11 protein-coding genes are annotated in these 18,474 nt (G+C 73.8%); 3 read left to right on the top strand and 8 right to left on the bottom strand.

Annotation, left to right across the window (positions count from 1 at the left end):
- Positions 1–64 precede the first annotated feature (64 nt).
- From AB0L65_RS42170 to AB0L65_RS42160, 3 genes are read left to right on the top strand one after another with little or no spacing between them, the layout of a single operon-like run.
- Positions 65–976, top strand: a complete 912-nt coding sequence (locus AB0L65_RS42170; protein ID WP_364257922.1) for a thiamine pyrophosphate-dependent dehydrogenase E1 component subunit alpha — start codon at positions 65–67, stop codon at positions 974–976.
- A gap of 4 nt (positions 977–980) precedes the next feature.
- A complete protein-coding gene (locus tag AB0L65_RS42165) occupies positions 981–1,982 on the top strand; it encodes a transketolase C-terminal domain-containing protein (protein WP_364257919.1) in 1,002 nt (333 codons plus the stop codon).
- Positions 1,979–3,067 (top strand): 2-oxo acid dehydrogenase subunit E2, encoded by a 1,089-nt coding sequence (locus tag AB0L65_RS42160; protein ID WP_364257916.1) that lies wholly within the window; start codon positions 1,979–1,981, stop codon positions 3,065–3,067. The genes AB0L65_RS42165 and AB0L65_RS42160 overlap by 4 nt, the downstream gene beginning before the upstream one ends.
- Here AB0L65_RS42160 and AB0L65_RS42155 read toward each other — a convergent pair.
- The 8 genes from AB0L65_RS42155 to AB0L65_RS42120 form a co-directional block, all read right to left on the bottom strand.
- Positions 3,057–6,104: an amino acid adenylation domain-containing protein gene (locus AB0L65_RS42155; RefSeq protein ID WP_364257913.1), complete on the bottom strand. Its 3,048-nt coding sequence runs from the start codon at positions 6,102–6,104 to the stop codon at positions 3,057–3,059. The genes AB0L65_RS42160 and AB0L65_RS42155 overlap by 11 nt on opposite strands.
- The gene (locus AB0L65_RS42150; protein ID WP_364257910.1) at positions 6,101–7,972 is read right to left on the bottom strand and encodes a non-ribosomal peptide synthetase; all 1,872 of its coding nucleotides are present in this window, start codon (positions 7,970–7,972) and stop codon (positions 6,101–6,103) included. The genes AB0L65_RS42155 and AB0L65_RS42150 overlap by 4 nt, the downstream gene beginning before the upstream one ends.
- Positions 7,973–7,987: 15 nt before the next feature.
- The gene (locus AB0L65_RS42145; protein ID WP_364258045.1) at positions 7,988–8,152 is read right to left on the bottom strand and encodes an MbtH family NRPS accessory protein; all 165 of its coding nucleotides are present in this window, start codon (positions 8,150–8,152) and stop codon (positions 7,988–7,990) included.
- An 8-nt stretch (positions 8,153–8,160) separates the two neighbouring features.
- On the bottom strand, positions 8,161–9,444 hold the full coding sequence (locus AB0L65_RS42140) for a condensation domain-containing protein (protein ID WP_364257907.1): 1,284 nt from the start codon (positions 9,442–9,444) through the stop codon (positions 8,161–8,163).
- Between the two features lie 8 nt (positions 9,445–9,452).
- Entirely contained in the window at positions 9,453–9,692 is a 240-nt protein-coding gene (locus tag AB0L65_RS42135; RefSeq protein ID WP_364257905.1) for a phosphopantetheine-binding protein, read from the bottom strand.
- A complete protein-coding gene (locus AB0L65_RS42130; protein ID WP_364257902.1) occupies positions 9,686–11,185 on the bottom strand; it encodes a condensation domain-containing protein in 1,500 nt (499 codons plus the stop codon). Before AB0L65_RS42130 ends, AB0L65_RS42135 begins: the two co-directional genes overlap by 7 nt.
- The gene (locus AB0L65_RS42125) at positions 11,182–12,702 is read right to left on the bottom strand and encodes an AMP-binding protein (protein WP_364257899.1); all 1,521 of its coding nucleotides are present in this window, start codon (positions 12,700–12,702) and stop codon (positions 11,182–11,184) included. Before AB0L65_RS42125 ends, AB0L65_RS42130 begins: the two co-directional genes overlap by 4 nt.
- Before the next feature lie 76 nt (positions 12,703–12,778).
- Entirely contained in the window at positions 12,779–18,094 is a 5,316-nt protein-coding gene (locus tag AB0L65_RS42120) for an amino acid adenylation domain-containing protein (RefSeq protein WP_364257896.1), read from the bottom strand.
- Positions 18,095–18,474 lie beyond the last annotated feature (380 nt).

The following is an 18,474-nucleotide window of genomic DNA, read 5'->3' as shown; positions in this document are numbered from 1 at the left end:
GGTGATCGATAGAATTTGTGGGAGCGCTCCCAAATCCACCATTCCCCCTCAAGGAGTGCCGATCGTGCCGGAACGCCTGCTGGAAGAGATCACGGAGGACCTGTCCGACGACGACCTCGGGCTACTCCTGCTGATCAGGCACTTCGAACGCAAGCTGCTCGACCTGTTCGGCCAAGGGCTCGTGCAGGGCACCACCCACACCTGCCTGGGGCAGGAGTACGTGCCGGTCGCGCTGACACCGCTGCTGGGCGAGCCGGACTACGTCTTCAGCAATCATCGCGGACACGGCCACTACCTGGCACGATTCCGGGATCCGTACGGACTGCTCGCGGAGATCACTGGGCGGGAGGGCGCGGTCTGCGGGGGCGTGGGCGGCAGCCAGCACATCCTGTCCGGCCGCTACCTGTCCACCGGGATCCAGGGCGAGAGCCTGCCGGTCGCCGCGGGCGTGGCCCTGCACCTGCGGGACGCCGAGCCGGGCGCGCTGGCGCTGGCGTACATCGGCGACGGGACGTGGGGCGAGGGCGCCGTGTACGAGGCGCTCAACATGGCCGCGCTCTGGCGGCTGCCGCTGGTCGTGGTGACCGAGAACAACGGGATCGCGCAGACCACACCGACTGCGGCGCAGCTGGCGGGCACGATCGGGGATCGGGCGCGGGCGTTCGGGTGCCGGTTCCTGCACGTGGACTCGCGGCATCCGCACGAGATCCGGGACGCACTGCGGCCGCTGTTCGAGCGGACCAGGCAGGGCGCGGGGCCGCTGGTGGTGGAGTTCGCCACGCACCGGATCGGGCCGCACAGCAAGGGCGACGACACCCGCTCCGCCGAGGAGATCCGGCACGCCCGCGACCACGACTGGTACCCGCGCGAGGGCGGCTCCCCCCGCTTCGCCCGCATGGACGCGGAGGCGCGCGCGTTCGTCGAGGTGGTGGCCGGTGAAGTGCTCGGGCGGCCGCTGTCTGCGCGGGAGGGCTGAGGCGATGCGGGTCGCGGAGAGCCTCAACCGGGCGCTGCACGAGGTGCTGGCCGAGGATCCGTCCGTGCGGGTGCTCGGCGAGGACGTGCTCGATCCGTACGGCGGGGCGTTCAAGATCACGAAAGGTCTGTCGAGCCGTTTCCCCGGCCGGGTGCTGGCCACCCCGATCAGCGAGAACGGCATCGTCGGCGTGGCCGGCGGCCTGGCCCTCGCGGGCGGCAAGGCCATCGTCGAGATCATGTTCTCCGACTTCGTGGCCCTGGCCTTCGACCAGATCGTGAATTTCGCCAGTAAGTCGGTCTCCATGTACGGCAGGCCGCTGCGGCTGCCGCTGATCGTGCGCTGCCCGTCCGGGGGCGGTCGCGGCTACGGGCCCACGCACAGCCAGAGCCTGCAGAAGCACTTCATCGGCGTCCCTGGTCTCGCGGTGTACGAGGTGTCCCCCTTCGACGACCATCGCGAGCTGTTCGGCGAGATGCTCGCGCGCGGCGAGCCGTGCCTGCTGTTCGAGGACAAGATCCTCTACACCCGGCAGCTCTTCGGCGGCGGGGTCGCGGACGACCTGTTCCAGTACGACGTGCTGCCCGGGGCCGGCGGGGTGGCCAGGGTGTACGTGGACGATCCCGAGCAGGCCGACTGCGTGATCATCGCGCCGGGCGGGCTGGCGCACCGGGCCCTGGCCGCGATGCGCACGCTGCTGCTGGAGCGGGAGGTCTCCTGCCTGCTGCTCGTGCCCCGGCGCCTGTACCCCTTCGACGTGACCCCGCTGTCGCCGCTGCTGGAGCGGGCCGGCGCCGTGGTCGTCGCCGAGGAGAGCACCGCGGGCGGCACCTGGGGGGCCGAGGTGGCGCACCAGGTGCACAGCCGGCTCTGGGGGCGCCTGCGGCGTCCCGTGTCCCTCGTCCACTCGGCGGCAAGCGTGATCCCGGCGGCCGCCCATCTCGAGCGTGACGTGCTGGTGCAGGACACCGCCATCGTCAGCGCCGTACAGGAGCTCCTGCCTTGACCGAGCTGCGCGTGCCCAAGCTCAACAACAACGACACCGAGTACCTGCTGGTCGAGTGGCTGGCCGAGGACGGCGCCGGGGTGGTGAAGGGCGATCCGGTGGTGGTCCTGGAGACCTCCAAGGCGGCCGAGGAGCTGATGGCCGAGGCCGACGGCGCACTGCGGCGGGCGGCGGAAACCGGCGCGACCTGCCGGCCCGGGGACGTGATCGCGCACATCTCCGACGGCTCGGCGCCTCCGCCGGCGGCTCCCGACCCCGGTGCGGCGGCCGAGGGGCCGATCGTCACCGCACCCGCCCAGGCGCTGATCGACGAGCACGGCGTGGACCCGGCGCGGATCCGCGCGCTGGGCAAGAAGCTGATCAAGCGAGCCGACGTCCTGGCCCTGCTGGAAACCGGCACGCTGGAAACCGGCACAGGCGACGCGCAGCCGCTGCCGGCCGTTCAGCGGGCCGTGGCCGCCGCGGTCACCCGTTCCCACCAGACGATCCCGGCCGCCTTCACCGCCGTGAAGCTGGACGCAGGCCCCGCGATCGCCCGGGCCCGCGCCCTCGGCAAGGAGGCCAGGGCGCTGATCGGGCTGCCGGAGCTGCTGGTCTCGGCGGTCGCGTCGCTGCACGGGCGGTTCCCGATGTGCTTCGCCGAACCGGTGGCAGCCGACCCCTTGGCCGTACGCCCCTCGACGGCGCCGAACGTCGGCGTCACCGTGGACGTCGGCAACGGCCTGTACGTCCCGGTGCTGCGCGACGCCGACCGCCTGTCCGTCAAGGAGATCGCGGAGCGGCTCACGGCGTACCGGACGAAGGCGGCACAGGCGGCGTTCCGCGAGGACGACCTGGCGGGCGGGAACATCGTCGTCACCCTGCACACCGACACGGCCGTGCTCCTCGCCGTGCCGATCGTCTTCCCCGGGCAGACGTGCGCGCTGTCGCTGTGCGCGCCGCAGCACGAGTTCGCCCTCGACTCCGCCGGGAACGTCGTGAAACGCACCACGGTCACCCTCGGGCTCGCGTTCGATCACCGCCTCGTCAACGGGCGCGAGGCGGCGATGTTCCTGAACGCCATCCGGAAGACGATCACTCCCTGAGCCCGGACGGCCCGGTCAGGGCGCGCTGCGCGTCCTCCTCGCTCATCGCGTCGATCTCCTCGATCAGCAGGTCCTCGACGGCCTCGGCGAGCTCGGCCACGGTGCCGCAGCCGAGCACCACCCGGATCGGCACCTCCACCTCCAGCATCGCCCGCAGCCGCGCCGCGACCCGGGTGGTCATCAGCGAGTGCCCGCCCAGCTCCAGCAGATCGTCCAGCACGCCGACCCGTTCGAGGCCGAGCACCACGGCCCAGATCTCGGCGACCAGCGCCTCGCTGTCGGTGCGCGGCGCCGTGTAGTCCGTCCCGGTGACCCGGTCCGGCTCGGGCAGCGCGGCCCGGTCGAGCTTGCCCCGGGAGGTGAGCGGCAGCTCCGCCAGCCGTGACCACCGGGTCGGCACGAAGCCCCTCGGCAGCCGGCCCGCGGCGTGCGCGCGCAGCTCGGCCGGGGCGGCGGGGCCGGTGAAGTAGGCCACCAGGTCCTCGCCGCGCGCGGCCACGGCCACCTGTCCGGCGCCGGGGTGCTCGCGCAGGGCGGCCTCCACGTCGCCGGGCTCGATGCGCACGCCGCGTACCTTGACCTGGTCGTCCAGGCGGCCCAGGAACTCCAGCTGCCCGTCCGAGCGCCACCGCGCCCGGTCACCGGTGCGCAGGCGCCGGGCGCCGGGCTCGCCGTACGGGTCGGGCTCGAAGGCGGCGGCGGTGCGGCGGGGCAGCCCGGCATATCCGCGGGCCACCCCGGCCCCGCCGATCGCCAGCTCGCCCGCCGCGCCCGGCGGCACCGGCTCCCCCCGGGCGTCCAGCACCCGGACCGACGTGGCCGACAACGGCCGGCCGATCGGCGGGCGTCCGCCGGGGTCGGTCCCGTCCAGCTCGGCCCACGTGGCGATGACCGTGGCCTCGGTGGGCCCGTACGTGTTGACCAACCGGGCCCCGGGCCCCTCACGATGCCATCGGGCGATGGCCGCCCCGTCGGCCTGCTCGCCGCCGAGGATCACCAGCCGCAGTGCGGGCGGCCAGGCCACCTCCGAGGGTGACTCGACGAGCCGGTGCCAGTACGCGGTGGGCAGGTCCAGCACGGTGATCCGGTGCCCGTCCGGCCCGGCCAGCAGGTCGGGCAGGCTCGCGGGGCCGTCCGGCAGCGGCATCACCGTGGCCCCGGACGCGAGCGCGGGGAAGATCTCCTCGACGTGGGTGTCGAAACTCAGCGACGCGAACTGCACCACATGATCTCCGGGCCCCAGGCCGTACTCCCGCCGCATCCACCCGGCCCTGGCCGCCACCGAACGATGCTCGACGAGCACCGCCTTGGGCAGCCCGGCGGACCCCGAGGTGGTCATCACGTAGGCGATTCCCTTCACCGGCCCCTCGGCCGCGCTCCCCTCGGCCACGGCGCGCACCCGGTCCTCGCCGATCAGCCAGGCGGCGCCCGCGGCGGCCATGGAGTCGGCGTGCCGGGCGGGCGGGTCGGCGGGGTCCAGCGGCAGGTACGCGGCGCCCGCCCGCCACACGCCCAGCAGCGCGGCGATCACCTCGGCGGACGGGGCCAGCCGCACGGCCACCACGTCGCCCTCCCGGACGCCGCTCTCCCCCAGGGTGCCGGCGAGCACGCCGGCCCGGTCCCAGAGGGCCGCGTACGAGACCACCTGATCGCCGCAGCGCACGGCGACCGCGTCCGGCGTCCGGCGCACCACGTCCGCCACCAGCTCCAGCACCCCGTCCGCGACCGCCTCGGCGGGCCCGTCGGCCAGCTCGGCGATCGCCTTCTCGTCCGGTGCGGTCCACGTGGGAAGCCGCGAGATCGGCGTGTCCGGCCTGGCCACGGCCCCGGCCAGCAGCGTCAGGTAGCGCTCGGCGATCGTCGCCACCTCGCCGGCCTCGAACACCGCGCCGTCATAGCCGAAGCAGATCGCCAGCTCCTCCCCCGCCGGCCAGACCTCCACCAGCAGATCCACCACGATCTGCTCGTGGCGTCCCTCGAAGTCCGACACCCGGACCCCGCCGTACGCCCGGTCCTGCCCGGCGGCGTAGTCCTGCAGGATGAACACGGTCGGCAGCAGCGTCTCGACGCCGCGCGCCAGCCGCTCCAGCAGCGGCGCGGGCCGGCCCATCGCGTCCAGCACCACCCCTTTGACCCGCCCGAGCAGCTCGGCGAACGTCGGGTCGCCCGCCAGGTCGCCGCGCAGCGGCAGGGTCTGGGTGAGGTAGCCGACCATCCGCTCCAGCTCGACCCGGTCCCGCCCGGCGACCACGGTGCCGACCACCAGGTCGTGCTGCCCGCTGTGCCGGAAGAGCAGCGCCTGGTAGGCCGCCATGAGCACCATGAACGGGGTCGCCCGGTGGGCCACGGCCAGCCGCTCGACCTCGGCGAGGTGCCGCGCGCCCAGCCGTACCCGGTGATAGCCGCCCTCCCGGACGGCCGCGCGCGCTCCCGGACGGGCGAAGGGCAGCTCGGTGACCGGCGGCGCGGCCAGCGCCTCGGTCCAGTACGGCATGGCCTTGTCCGCCCTGCGCCGCTGCCAGCGGGCGTAGTCGCTGGACTGGATGCGCACGTCGGGCAGGCGGGCGGGGCGGCCCTCGACGGCGGCGGCGTAGTGCTCGCCCAGGTCGTCGAGCATGATCTCCAGGGAGTGCCCGTCGGCCAGGATGTGGTGCAGCGTCAGGCACAGCACGTGATCGTCCGGGGCGACCTCGATGACGGCGACCCGCAGCGGGACGCCCGCGGCCAGGTCGAAGGCGGCGTTGGTGCGCTCGGCGACCAGCGCGCCCACCTGCTCCCCCGCCGCCGTCAGCCACTCGATCGGCGGCGACCACCCGACCGGCCCGGCCACCGCCCAGGGCGTGCCGTCCTCCTCGGTGAAGGCGGTGCGCAGGCTCTCGTGCCTGGCCACGAGCGCGCCGACGGCGGCGGTGAACGCGTCACGGTCGAGCGGGCCGCGCAGGCGTCGTACCAGGTACATCGTGTACGAGGCGTCGCCGGGCTCCAGCCGCTGGAGCATCCAGAGCCGTTCCTGCGCGGGCGACAGCGGCGCCCTCATGACCCGGCCGCCAGGTCGTCGAACAGCCCCTGGAGCTCCTCGGCGCTCAGGCCGTCAAGCTGGTCACGCAGCGCGGCGACGTCGGCCAGGCTGAGCTCGGCGTCGTCCAGGTCGTCGAGCCGGGCGGCGAACCCGGCGATCGTCGGACGCTCGAACAGCACGACGATCGGCACCTCGAGGCCGTACCTGGCCTGGACCCTGGCGATGATCTGCGTGGCGGCCAGGGAGTGGCCGCCGAGCTCGAAGAAGTCGTCGTCGGCGCCGATGGGCTCGGTGGCGCCGAGCACCCCCGCCCAGATCTCGGCGAGGTCGGACTCGACCCCGGCGGCCGGGGCACGGAAGGCGGCGGTGCCGGGGCGCGTCCACGACGGGGTGGGCAGCGCGGCGCGGTCGAGCTTGCCGTTGGGGGTGAGCGGCAGGGACGTCAGGGTCGTGTGCCGGACCGGGATCATGTAGTCGGGGAGCGAGGCGCGCAGTCGTTCGCGCAGCGCGGCCCAGTCCACGGCCTGCGCCCGCGGGACCAGGTAGGCCACCAGCCGCCCGTCGCGGACGGCGGCCGCGGCGTCCCTGACCTCGGCGGCCGATCGCAGGGCGGCCTCGATCTCGCCCAGTTCGATGCGGAATCCGTGCACCTTGACCTGCTGGTCGGCGCGGCCGAGGTACTCCAGCCGGCCGGCGGGCGTGATCCTGGCCAGGTCGCCGGTGGCGTACATGCGGGCGCCGGGGGTGCCGGCGTACGGGTCGGGCAGGAAGCGCGCGGCCGTCTGGCCGGGCAGCCCGTGGTATCCCCGGGCGACCCCCGCGCCGCCGATGTGCAGCTCGCCGGCCTCCCCGTCGGCGACCGGCGTCCCGTTCCCGTCCAGCAGGTGGAGCGAGGTCCGCCCGATGGGCGAGCCGAGATCCACGGCCTCGGGTCCCGGCCGCACCCGGCCGGCCGTGGACCACACGGTGGTCTCGGTGGGGCCGTACACGTTCCACAGTTCGGCGCCGTCGGCCGGCAGCGCGTCCGCGAGATCGCGGGGCAGCGCCTCGCCGCCGCACAACCGGGTCCTGATCGTCGCGGGGACCCCGCCGGACTCCAGCAGGATCCGCCAGCCCGCCGGCGTCGCCTGCATGATCGTGACCCCCTCGGCGACGGCCCGTTCGCGCAGCGCCCACCCGTCGGAGACCTCCCCGGTGGCCGCGATCACCACCCGGCCGCCCGTGAACAGGGGCAGCAGCAGCTCCAGGACCGAGATGTCGAACGACAGCGTCGTGACGGCCAGCCACCGATCCTCCGGCCCGATCGGCAGCAGCTCGGCGAACGACTCCAGCAGGTTCTCCACGGCCCGGTGCGGCACCGCCACCCCCTTCGGGCGGCCGGTGGAGCCCGAGGTGAACATCAGGTACGCCAGCCGGTCCCCATCGGCCGCGACCCCGCCGGCCGGGGCGGGAGCGCCGGTCAGCGGCCTGCCCCCGGGCGAGAGCGTGACGACGGCGGGAACGCCGTCCAGCAGCGCGGGATCGACGCCCGCCTGGGTCAGCACCAGGCCGATGCCGGCGTCCTGGCGCATCATGCGCAGCCGCCCGGCGGGGAAGGCCGGGTCCAGCGGCACGTACGCCCCGCCCGCCGTCCACACGGCGAGCATCGCCACGAGCATCCCGGTGGTCCGCTCCATGCACAGCCCCACGGGCGTCTCGGGGCCGACGCCGTGCCCGCGCAGCACGGCGGCCAGGTCCTCGACGCGCCGGTGCAGCTCCCGGTAGGTCACCTGACCGTCGGAGCCGGTCACGGCCACCGCGTCGGGCGCCTTGTCCAGCCACCGCCAGATCGTGCCCGCCGTCCCGTTCGCGGCACTGCGCGGGGGCGGCGTCGTGTCGTCACTCAACGTCGGTATCGCCTTTCAGTTTCGCAGGCTGAGCGGGCGCATGTCCGTCCAGACGGTCTCGATGTGGGCCAGGCACTCCTCCTGGGTGCCCGCGAACCCCGCGTCGGACCAGCCGGGCGGCAGTTCGCGATCCGCGGCCCAGACGGAGTACTGCTCCTCGTGGTTGACGACCACGCGCATCTCGGCACTCACGTGTTCTCCTCGCTGACCAGTAGCGTCTCGACCTCGCGCAGCGTCGCCTCGATCGCCTCCCGGGGCAGGAGGGCGGTGTCGGCGAGCAGGTCCAGCCGGCAGGTGTGGGTGGCGGGCCCGGCAGTGAAGAACACCTCGGCGTCCACCTCCGGCCAGGCCCCCACCGGGAAGATCCGGCCGGGGGTCGCGGGCGGGTTCGGCGGCAGGTTGGGCCAGCCCCCGGCCACCCGTACGTCGTTGAAGTAGGCGGTGGGCGGCGGCCCGGTCTCCTCGATCAGCGCCCGCTGGGCGGCCGGGTCGTAGCGGGCGTGCCGGTACGCCGCCAGCACCCCCCGGTTCGCGGCCCGCACCACCTCGGCGAGCGGCTGGCCCGGGGCCACGTCCAGGACGAAGATCCCGTCCTGGACGAGGGTGGCCACCATGGGCGCCAGCCGGGGATCGTGCCGGTTGCCCACGATGAGCTGCAGCGCGACCGTGCCGCGGCCGGTCAGCCGGGACAGCAGCGTCGCGTACGCCCCGAGCAGCACGCTGCTGGTGCTCACCCCCCAGCGCGCGGCCAGCCCGGTGGCCGCCGCGCCGAGCGCCGCCGACTCCATGCCGAGCTTGACGAACCTGGGCTCCTCGGGCCTGCCCGGCGGCGCGGCGAACAGCGGGCGCGGCATCCGTTCCAGCGCCGCCCGCCAGTACCTGAGCGCCCGCTCGCCGCGCGCCGAGCCCTCGGGCGAGCGTTCCTCGGCGGCCAGGTCGAGCGGCTGCGGCACGTCCTGCGGCAGCGGCTCCCCGGACAGCAGCCGCGGCCACTCGCCGGCGATGACGTCGAGCGCCAGCCCGTCCACCGCCATGTGCGTGAACGCGAACGCCACCGCGCGCGGCCTGCCGCCGTCCATGACGACGGCGCAGCGCACCGGGAGCTCGTCGGCGTAGTCGAAGCCCTTGGCCGCGAGCTCGGCGGCGATCTCCCCGGCCAGCACCCTGGGCCGGGAGCCGGCGGCGTCGACCAGCTCGACCGTCAGCCGCCCCTGCCCGGCGACCCGCTGCACCATGCCGGTCTGCTCCGCGTCAGGGAGCCAGTTCGTCCGCAGGCTCTCATGCCGTCCGAGCAGCCGCGCGAGAGCGGCGAGTACGGCCGGCAGGTCGGGCTTGCCGTGCACCGGCAGGGCCCACGGCATGTTGAAGTACGGGTCGCCAGGGGGCAGCCACTCGGTGAGCCGCCAGATCGCCCGCTGGCCCCAGGTGAGCGGCCCCTGGCCCGATCTGGCGCCGGTGAACTCGACCGTCACGGGTCCGATCATGACGGGCGGCCCGCGAACCGGGACAGGTGGTCGACCAGCCCGTCGAGCGTGTCGAGGCTGCCGTCGAACTCGATGTCGAAGCCGAACGCCTCCTCGATCGCGTCGATCAGCCGGATGTAGCCCAGCGAGGTGAGGCCGAGCGCCGTCAGCGAGCAGTCGGCCGCCAGCACCTCCGCCGTGGTGAGCTCGCCGTCGCTGGCCTGGGCCACCAGTTCGGCCACGCGCTCCCTCAACATGCCTGCTCCCGCAGGCGGGCGACCTCCGCCGCGATGCTGGTCGCGGTGGCGTCGTCGATGAACACCTCGAAGGAGAGCTCCACGCCGTACCGCTCCCGGGCTCTGGCCATGATCTGGGTGATCGTGAGGGAATGGCCGCCGAGATCGAACAGGTCGTCGTCGGGTTCCACGTCGTCCAGTTCGAGCTCCTTGGCGAAGATGGCCTGGATCTCCCGTACGAGCTCGGCGGCCACCGGCCCGCCCGCTCCCGTGTCGGCGGTGATCACGGACGCCGCCGGCACGGGGGCGGGCAGCGGCAGCCGGTCCAGCGGCGCGTCCGGGTCCGTGGCGACCGCCGCCAGCAGCGCGGCGAAATCCTCCCGGATCCGCTCGGCCCCCGCCGGGTCGAGAAGTGCCGGGTTGTACTGCAGCCGCGCCGCCGTACCCGCAGGGTCGTCGACGATCTGCAGGTGGAGCGTGTTGCGCACCCAGCCGTTGAACATCATCCACTCCACCGACGCGCCCAGCCCGGGGAACAGCGGGCCCGTCTCGGGCCGCCGGCGGTAGCTGAGCGACACGGGGGTGAGCGCGGCGCGCGGGCCGATCCCGTCCACGGCCCTGGCCAGCGGAACCTCGCGGTGGCGGTACAACCGCCGCAGCTCGACCCGCAGGCTCCGCGCGAACTCGCCGAACGTGCCCGCCTCCGGCGCCCCGATCACGGGCAGCTCGTTGACGAAGGCGCCCACGTGGTCCCTGCTCCGCTCGGTCCGCGTGGACAGATCCACGCCGACCGCGGGCCGCGCGTTGCCGTACGCGCGCAGCAGCGCGACGAACGCGGCCAGCACCGCCTCGAAACGGGTGACCTCAAGCCGCCCGGCGAGCCCGCCGAGGTCCTCGACGACGAAGTCGAGGGCGCAGCCGGGCGCCGCGGCCACGGACACGCCGGTCAGGCCGGGCAGGTGCAGCTCCCGCTGGTCCCGCCACCGGTCCTGCCAGTAGCGCCGCGCGTCCGGCAGCGCGTCCGCCAGCCTGACCTGCTGCTGGACCATGACCTCCGGGTGCGTCAGCACCAACGGCGCCGGCGCCGCACCCCCGTACCAGGAGGCCAGGTCCCGCAGCAGGATGTCCTTGGACTCCCCGTCGAACACCGCGTGATGGGCCTGGAACAGCAGCACGTGCCGCTTGGCGTCCTCCCGGATCAGCGTGAACCGCGCCGCGGGGCCCGCGCCCGGATCGACCGGCCCGGCCAGCTCCTCCTCAAGGTCGCCGCCTTCGCGCATCGGCGGCACCCCGTGGGGGACCACCCGCAGCTCACCGCCGTCCTCGGCGAGCACACCGCCCAGCACGGGATGCCTGCGCGCCACCTCCTCACACGCCTCCGCCAGGGCCGGCACGTCGAGCGGCCCGTCCAGCCACACGGCCAGCGGCATGTGAAAGGCCCGCCCGGCGACCCCGGCCCGCTCGGTGAGCCACATCCCCTGCTGCGCAGGGGAGGCCGGCCACGATCCGGTCATCTCCCGCCTTCTTTCTCCACAGCGCCTGTTTTCATAGAGCCTGTTTCCAGCACGGAGTCCGCCTGCTTCAGCAGATCGCGCAGGCCGGACTTGACGACCTTGCCCGAGTGGTTCCTGGGCAGGTGGTCCACGAAGATCACTCGTGTCGGCAGTTCGTGCGCGGCCAGCCGGGTCATGAGGAAGGCCCGCAGCTCCGTCACGCGCGGCGCCCGCGAACGCGGCACGACGGCCGCGGCCAGCACGGTGCCCAGCACGGGGTGCGGCACGCCGGCGACCGCCGCCTCGGCCACGTCCGGGTGTTCGTGCAGCGCCGCCTCCACCTGAACGGTCGACACCTTGTACGCGCCGGACTTGACGACGTCGCTCTCCCGGTCGACGAGATACAGGTAGCCGTCCGCGTCGAGGTAGCCCAGATCGCCCATCCGCACCCACCCGTCGCGGAAGGTGTGCGCGCTGGCCTGCCGGTCCCGGTAGTACGAGCGCGCGGCGGCGGGAGAGCGCAGCCAGATCTCCCCCGTCTCCCCGGCCGTCAGTGGCGTGCCGTCGGGGCCGGTGATCCTCAGCCCGCTGCCGAGCGCCGACCGGCCCAGGGCCGCGGGCCGTGACGGGTCGTAGATCATGACGGTCTGGGCGGGCGCCGCCTCGGTCGAGGTGTAGTAGTTCGTCACGGTCGCCTTGGGGAACGCCGCCGCCAGCCGCGCGCACAGCGCCGCCGGCAGCGCCGAGGCCGCCGACCCGAGCAGGACCACGCCGGAGAAGTCGTGCCGCTCGTGCAGCCCGGCGTTGAGCAGCTCCAGGGCCATGGCCGGCACCAGGAACACCGTCCCCACCCGCCGCGACTCGATCAGCCTGGCGAACCTGCCCGGGGTGAACCGCGCCAGGGTCAGCACCGAGGGCCGCGCGTCCAGCGCGTTCATCAGCATGGCCTGGCCGGCGTTCGTACCGATCGGAAAGGCGTGCAGCAGCAGCCGCGAATGCCCGAACCTGCGGCGGTTGGCCCGGGTGGCGCTGCCGTAGGTGAGGTTGGCGTGGGTGGCCGCCACCGCCTTGGGCCGGCCCGTGGTGCCGGAGGTGTAGAGGATCTGCGCCAGATCCGCCGGCCCCGGCGGCTCGGGTTCGCGCGAGCCGGGCTCCAGCTCGGCCGGCACTGCGCTCCAGTACCCGCCGTCCGGCGGCGCGGCCGGCCCCTTGCCGGCGTGCAGCACGCCGGTCGCCGAGCAGTGCTCCAGCATGTACGCCACCTCGGCCGGCGCGAACCGGTCGGAGATCGGCACGGCCACCCCGCCGGCCAGCTGCGTGGCGCAGTAGGCCACGGCGAAGCCGGTCCAGTTCTCGGCCCCGAACAGCAGCCCCACGCGGTCGCCCCGCCGCACGCCGCGCCGGACCAGCCCGCGCGCCAGCGAGTCCACTTGCGCGTGCCAGTCCGCGAAGGTCAGCGTGCCGCCCCCGGCGACCTCCAGCGCGACCCGCTCGGGCTCCTCCGCGGCCCGCCTGGCGAGCAGCTCCGGAACGATCATGACTCCCCTCCCGCACACCGCCGCAGCTCCGGCCCGATCACGACTCGCCTCCCGCGCCGCCGCAGCTCCCGCACGATCACGACTCGCCTCCCGCACGCCGCCGCAGCTCCTCGATGCCGACGAGATCATCCGGCAGTGCGTCGGGGACCTCGCGATCGAAGCGCGCCAGCACCCGCACGCGCATCGCGCACACCGCGATCAGCGCGATGGTCAGCCCGAAGACCACGTACATCAGCCCGATCCCGCGCCCCTCCCCCGTCCCGAGCAACGCCCCCGCCGTCGCGGCCAGCGGCCCGTCAGGCGCCATCAGCGGCTCCAGCACCGTCGCCCCGTACGGCGCCACCAGCCCGAACCCGATCGGCAGCGTGGACCAGGCGACGAGCGTGTTGAGCGCGATGACCCGCCCGTGGAACCGCTGCGGCACCTTGACCTGGATGATCGTCGCGTACACGCCGTTGAGCAGCGTCAGGCACAGCGACATCCCGAACGCCCCCGCGGCGATCGCCACCAGATCCGCCCGTACGCCGACGACCACGCAGAACCCCGCCAGCGCGAGCGTGAACAGCAGCACCCCGCGCAGCCGCCCCCGGCGCGGCCCGCCCCACACGGCCATCAGCAGCCCGCCGGCCAGCACGCCGATCCCGCCCGCCAGCGACACCCGCCCGACGTCCTGCAGCGTCGCGAACGACAACACCAGCGGCGAGATCATCAGGAACAACGGGGACAGGAACACGTTCAGGACGGCGAAGAACACCAGCATCCCGCGGAAGCCCCGGTTCCCCCAGGTCAGCCGCCAGCCGCCGGCGATCTCCGCCATGACCGTCTCGCGCCGCCGCCAGGCCATGCTCCGGGGGAACCGGACCGCCAGCACGACCGCGGCCGCGAACACATACGACAGCACGTCGACGACGAGGATGCCCTCCAGCCCGATGAGCGCCATCAGCCCGACCGCCACCAGCGGCACCGCCACCTGGGCCGTGCCGGTGACGAGCTGCACCACCCCGTTGGCGTGGCCCAGGAAGCGTTTGGGGACGAGTTGCGGGATCGCCGAGGCGTACGCGAACCGCTGGAAGGTCAGCGCGACCGACAGCAGCGCGAGCAGCGGGTAGATGTGCCAGATCTCCAGGTTGCCGGTCCACAGCAGCACCCCGAGGACCAGCTGCACGCCGCCCGCGGTGACGTCCCCGGCGAGCATCACCGCGCGCCGGTCGTACCGGTCCACGATGGCCCCGGCCAGCGGCGCGACCAGCATGCCGGGCAGCAGCCCGAGCACCGCGAACAGCGCGAAGTTCGCCAGCGAGCCGGTGGTCGTGTAGATCCACAGCGGCACGGCGAACTCGGTCAGCGCCGACCCCAGGATCGACACCAGCTGCCCGGCCGCGACCAGCGCGAACCGCCCCATGCCCGGCCGCGCCCGGCGTTCCTCCGAGAGGGCCGGGGAGTCTCCGGAGGACACGCCCTCCAGCCACCACGTGGATCGCGGTGCGCGTGCCAGCGGCTCGGTCCGTCCCTCGGCGATGGCGCGGTGCGTGCCGGTCACGATGGCCGCCAGCTCCTCCGCCCGATATTTCAGGAAGAAGTGGCCGGCCTCGTCCAGCACGACCAGGGCCGTCAGCTCCGACAGCACGTGCCATTCGCGGTAGCGCTCCTGGTAGAACTCCATCGCCGGGTCACGCTCGCCGGCCAGCGCGATCACCGGCCCCCGCAGCGGGGCCGTAGCCTCTTCGAACATGCGGGTGAAGTACCGCTCCGCCTGCCGGGTGCCGCGCCGCCGGTTGCGGACCATGAGGTCGAGCTGGTCACGTCCGACCTCCTCCACGTCCAGGCCGGCGGAGCGCAGGTCGTTGATCCAGGCCTGGTCGCCGCGGATGCGCTCCATGAGCTCGGTCAGGCCCGAGAGGCGGCCGCGGGGACGGGCGAAGGGGAAGACACCGCCGAGGTACACCGCCTCGACCTCGCGGCCGGCGGCCTCCAGCCGGCGGGCGATCTCCGCGGCCAGCATCACGCCGAGGCCGCAGTGGCCGTACAGGGTGACGGGGCCCTCAATGCCGTCGAGGATCTCCTGCACGCACCCGTCGGCGACCTCGTCCAGCGGCCGGGACTCCTCGCCCAGCTCGTGCCCGGGCACGGCGATCGAGTAGAGCGCCCAGTCGGCCGGCAGCGCGTCGGCCAGCGGCTGGTAGATGACCGCGCTGCCGCCCCCGTACGGCGCGCAGACCAACGTCGAGGTGGCCGTCCTGGCGGGGGTGAGCCGGTGCAGCAGGTGGCGCGGGCCGTCGCCGTCCGACTCCAGCAGCGCGGCCAGCTCGCGTACGGTGCGGTGCTTGAACAGGTCGAGCACGGTGACGGCACGCTCCGGCAGCTCCTGCCTGAGCCGGGCCACCACCCGCATGGCCAGCAGGGAGTGGCCGCCGAGCTCGAAGAAGTCGTCCGTGGCGCCGACCTCGGCGGCACCGAGGAGTTCGGACCACACGGCGGCGACCGTCCGTTCCGCGGCGGATCGCGGTGGCTCGAACCGGCCGGTCGTCTCCGGCGCCGGGTCGGGCAGGGCGGCCCGGTCCACCTTGCCGTGCGACTTCAGCGGCGGCGGCTCGTCCAGCCACACGTACCGGGCGGGGATCATGTAGTCGGGAAGCCGCTCGGCCAGCCACGTCCGCATCTCGGCGGCCTCCGGCCGGGCCTCACCGCACTCGGCGAGGAGGTACGCCACGAGGAGACCGCCGCGCATGTCGGCGATCGCCGACGTCACGCCGGGATGCCGGCCGAGCACCGACTCGACCTCGGCCAGCTCCACCCGGTAGCCGCGGATCTTCACCTGCAGGTCGCGGCGGCCGAGGAACTCCAGGTTCCCGTCGGGGAGGTGGCGGGCCAGATCGCCGGTGCGGTACATGCGAGCGCCGGGCGGGCCGTACGGGTCGGGCAGGAACCGTTCCGCGGTCAGGGCGGGGCGGTCGAGATAGCCTCTGGCCAGCCGGTCCCCGCCGAGGTACAGCTCCCCCGCGACGCCGATCGGCACCGGCTCCAGATGCTCGTCCAGCACGTACGCCCGAGCCCCCGGCAGCGGCCTGCCGATGGGCAGCGTGGTGGTCGTGCCGGCGTCGCCTCCGACCGGGCCCTCGACCGGATAGGTGGTGACGCCGACCGTCGCCTCGGTCGGGCCGTAGTGGTTGACGACCCGGCAGCGTCCGGACGCGGCCAGCTCCTCCGCCCAGTCGCGGGGCGCCGCCTCGCCGCCGAGGATCAGCAGCTTGCGCGGCAGCACGTCGGCCTGCAACGCGGCCAGATGGGACGGGGTGATCTTGAGATAGTCGATGCCGGCGTCCCGGACGTACTCGGCCAGCTCGTGCCCCGCCGTGCGCGGCGGGATGATGTGCAGCGTGCCGCCGGTCATCAGGCACGCGTAGAAGACCGTCACCCCGAAGTCGAAGGCCAGCGACTGCAGCAGCCCGTACGAACCGCCGGGTTCGATCCCCAGCCGCTCCCGCAGGCCCGCGAGATAGACCAGCGCCTGCCGGTGCTGGATCGCGACGCCCTTGGGCCTTCCGGTGGTGCCGGAGGTGTAGATGACGTAGGCCAGGTCGTCGGGGGTCACGTCCTGAGGGACCGGCGCCTCGTCACCGCCGGGCTCGTCGAGGCCGACCGTGAGCAGGCCATCGGGCAACCTGGAGGCCGAATCGGTCACCGCGATCCGTACCCCGGCGTCCTGCACCACGTACGCCAGCCGCTCGGGCGGATGCTCCGGATCCAGCGGCAGGTACGCGGCCCCCGCCTTGAGCACGCCGAGCACCGCCACGGCCAGTCCGGCCGACTGCTCCAGGCACAGCGCCACCCGTTCCCCGGGCCCGGCGCCGAGGGCCCGCAGCCGCCGGGCCAGCCGGTCGGCGCGGGCGCCGAGCTCGCCGTACGTGAGCGAGACGTCCCCCGCGACCACCGCGACCGCCGCGGGATCCTGCCCGGCGACGACCTCGTGCAGCAGCCCGATCCCGGCCGGCGGCGCCGGCTCGGCGACCCCGAGGGCCAGCACGCGCCGCCGCTCGTCCGGGCCGAGCAGCGGCAACCGGGAGATCGGCAGCCCGGGGTCGGCGACCGCCGCCCGCAGGAGCGTCTCCAGGCATCCCGCGAGCCGCCGCGCCGTGTCCTCCCGGAACAGCGCGGTGCTGTACGTGAGCTGCCCGTGCAGCCCGCCGCCGCCCTCGAAGAGGTAGAGCGCCAGGTCGAACCGGCTGGCCACGGTGGGGATCGGGTACGGCTCCGCGCCCAGCCCGGAGGTGTCCAGGGTCCGGCCGCGGTAGTTCTGCAGCGCGAACATGGTCTGGTAGACCGGCGTGCGGCTGACGTCCCGCTCCACGGCCAGCTCGGTGACGAGCCGGTCGAACGGCAGTGCCTGATGCGCGAAGGCGTCCAGGGTGGAGTCGCGGACCCGGCCGAGCAGCTCGCCGAACGTCGGGTCGCCGCTCAGGTCGGCCCGGAGGGCCAGGGTGTTGATGAACGGCCCGACGACCGTCTCCAGCTCGGGCAGCTCCCGCCCGGACACCGGCGACCCCACCGCGAAGTCGTCCTGCCCGGCGAACCGGCCGAGCAGCACCTGGAAGGCGGCGAGCAGCGTCATGTACGGCGTGGCCCGGTGCGCCTTGCCCAGCTCCGCGATCGACGCGGTGAGGGCGGGGTCCACGACGACGTCCACGGCGGCGCCGTCCCAGCGCTGCTCGGCGGGCCGGGGCAGGTCGGTCGGCAGCTCCAGGGCGGGCACCCCGTCCAGCCTGGAGACCCAGTAGCGCACGTCGTCGTCGAAGGTCCGGCCGCGCTGCCAGTGCGCGTAGTCGCCGAACTGCAGCGGCACCGGCGCCGGTTCCCGGCCCGCGTGCAGCGCCAGCAGCTCCTGGAACAGGATGTCGCACGACCAGCCGTCGGTGATCGCGTGGTGCATGGTGAGCAGCAGCACGTGCTCGCCGGGGGCCGAGCGCACCAGCAGGGCGCGCAGCAGCGGCGGGCGGGCCAGGTCGAACGGCCGGACCAGCTCCCGGTCGATCTCGCCGGGGTCGTCGGTGACGCGGAACTCCACGACCGGCTCCTCGGCGACCACCGCCTCCGGGCGTCCGTCCGGGGTGGTGACCAGGCTGGTACGCAGGCTCTCGTGCCGCCGGGTGAGCTCTGTCAGGGCTCTGGCCAGGGCGTTCTCGTCGAGTTCGCCGGTCAGTCGGACCGCGAACGGCACGGTGTAGGCGGCCGTGCCTGGGGCGTACTGCTCAAGGAACCACAATCGCTCCTGCATGGCCGACGGCGGCGGCGCGGTGCCGGGGTCACGGCGGGGAACACTGACCTTGGTGCCGCGCGCCCGAAGGCGGCGCTCCAGCAGGGCCTGCTTGGCCGGTGAAAGGGAGCTCCTGGTCACGCGTCTTTCTCCTCGGAACACGCGGTGGTACACGTACACGTACGGAGGTCCGCGGCGATGACGCGGATGTGCTGCAGCCGGAACGGCGAAGCCTGATGAGGCCGTGGGAACGCTCCCACGAGGGAGGCTAGGTTTCGGCTCCTTCGAGGTCAAGGGCTAGATCCGCATTTCCGGATGCCCAGCGTGGTCTAACAAGAACAATTCGCGATGTGCGCACGTCGCATCCATGTTTCCGTTGGCTCTGTCTTTCGGGTCCTTGACAGCTCGGAAACATCTTCGTCATATATCTGGGAGCGCTCCCACAGCGTGTCATCATCTCTGACCTGCACCTGCAAGGAAGCCGAGCGCCTGCACCCTTTGACCGCGCACCAAAGGCGAGA

The organism is Nonomuraea sp. NPDC052116 (assembly GCF_040680035.1).
GTDB classification, from domain to species: domain Bacteria; phylum Actinomycetota; class Actinomycetes; order Streptosporangiales; family Streptosporangiaceae; genus Nonomuraea; species Nonomuraea angiospora_A.
The sequence above is the reverse complement of the archived record's forward strand: the minus strand, read 5'-3'. Positions and strand labels throughout refer to the sequence as shown.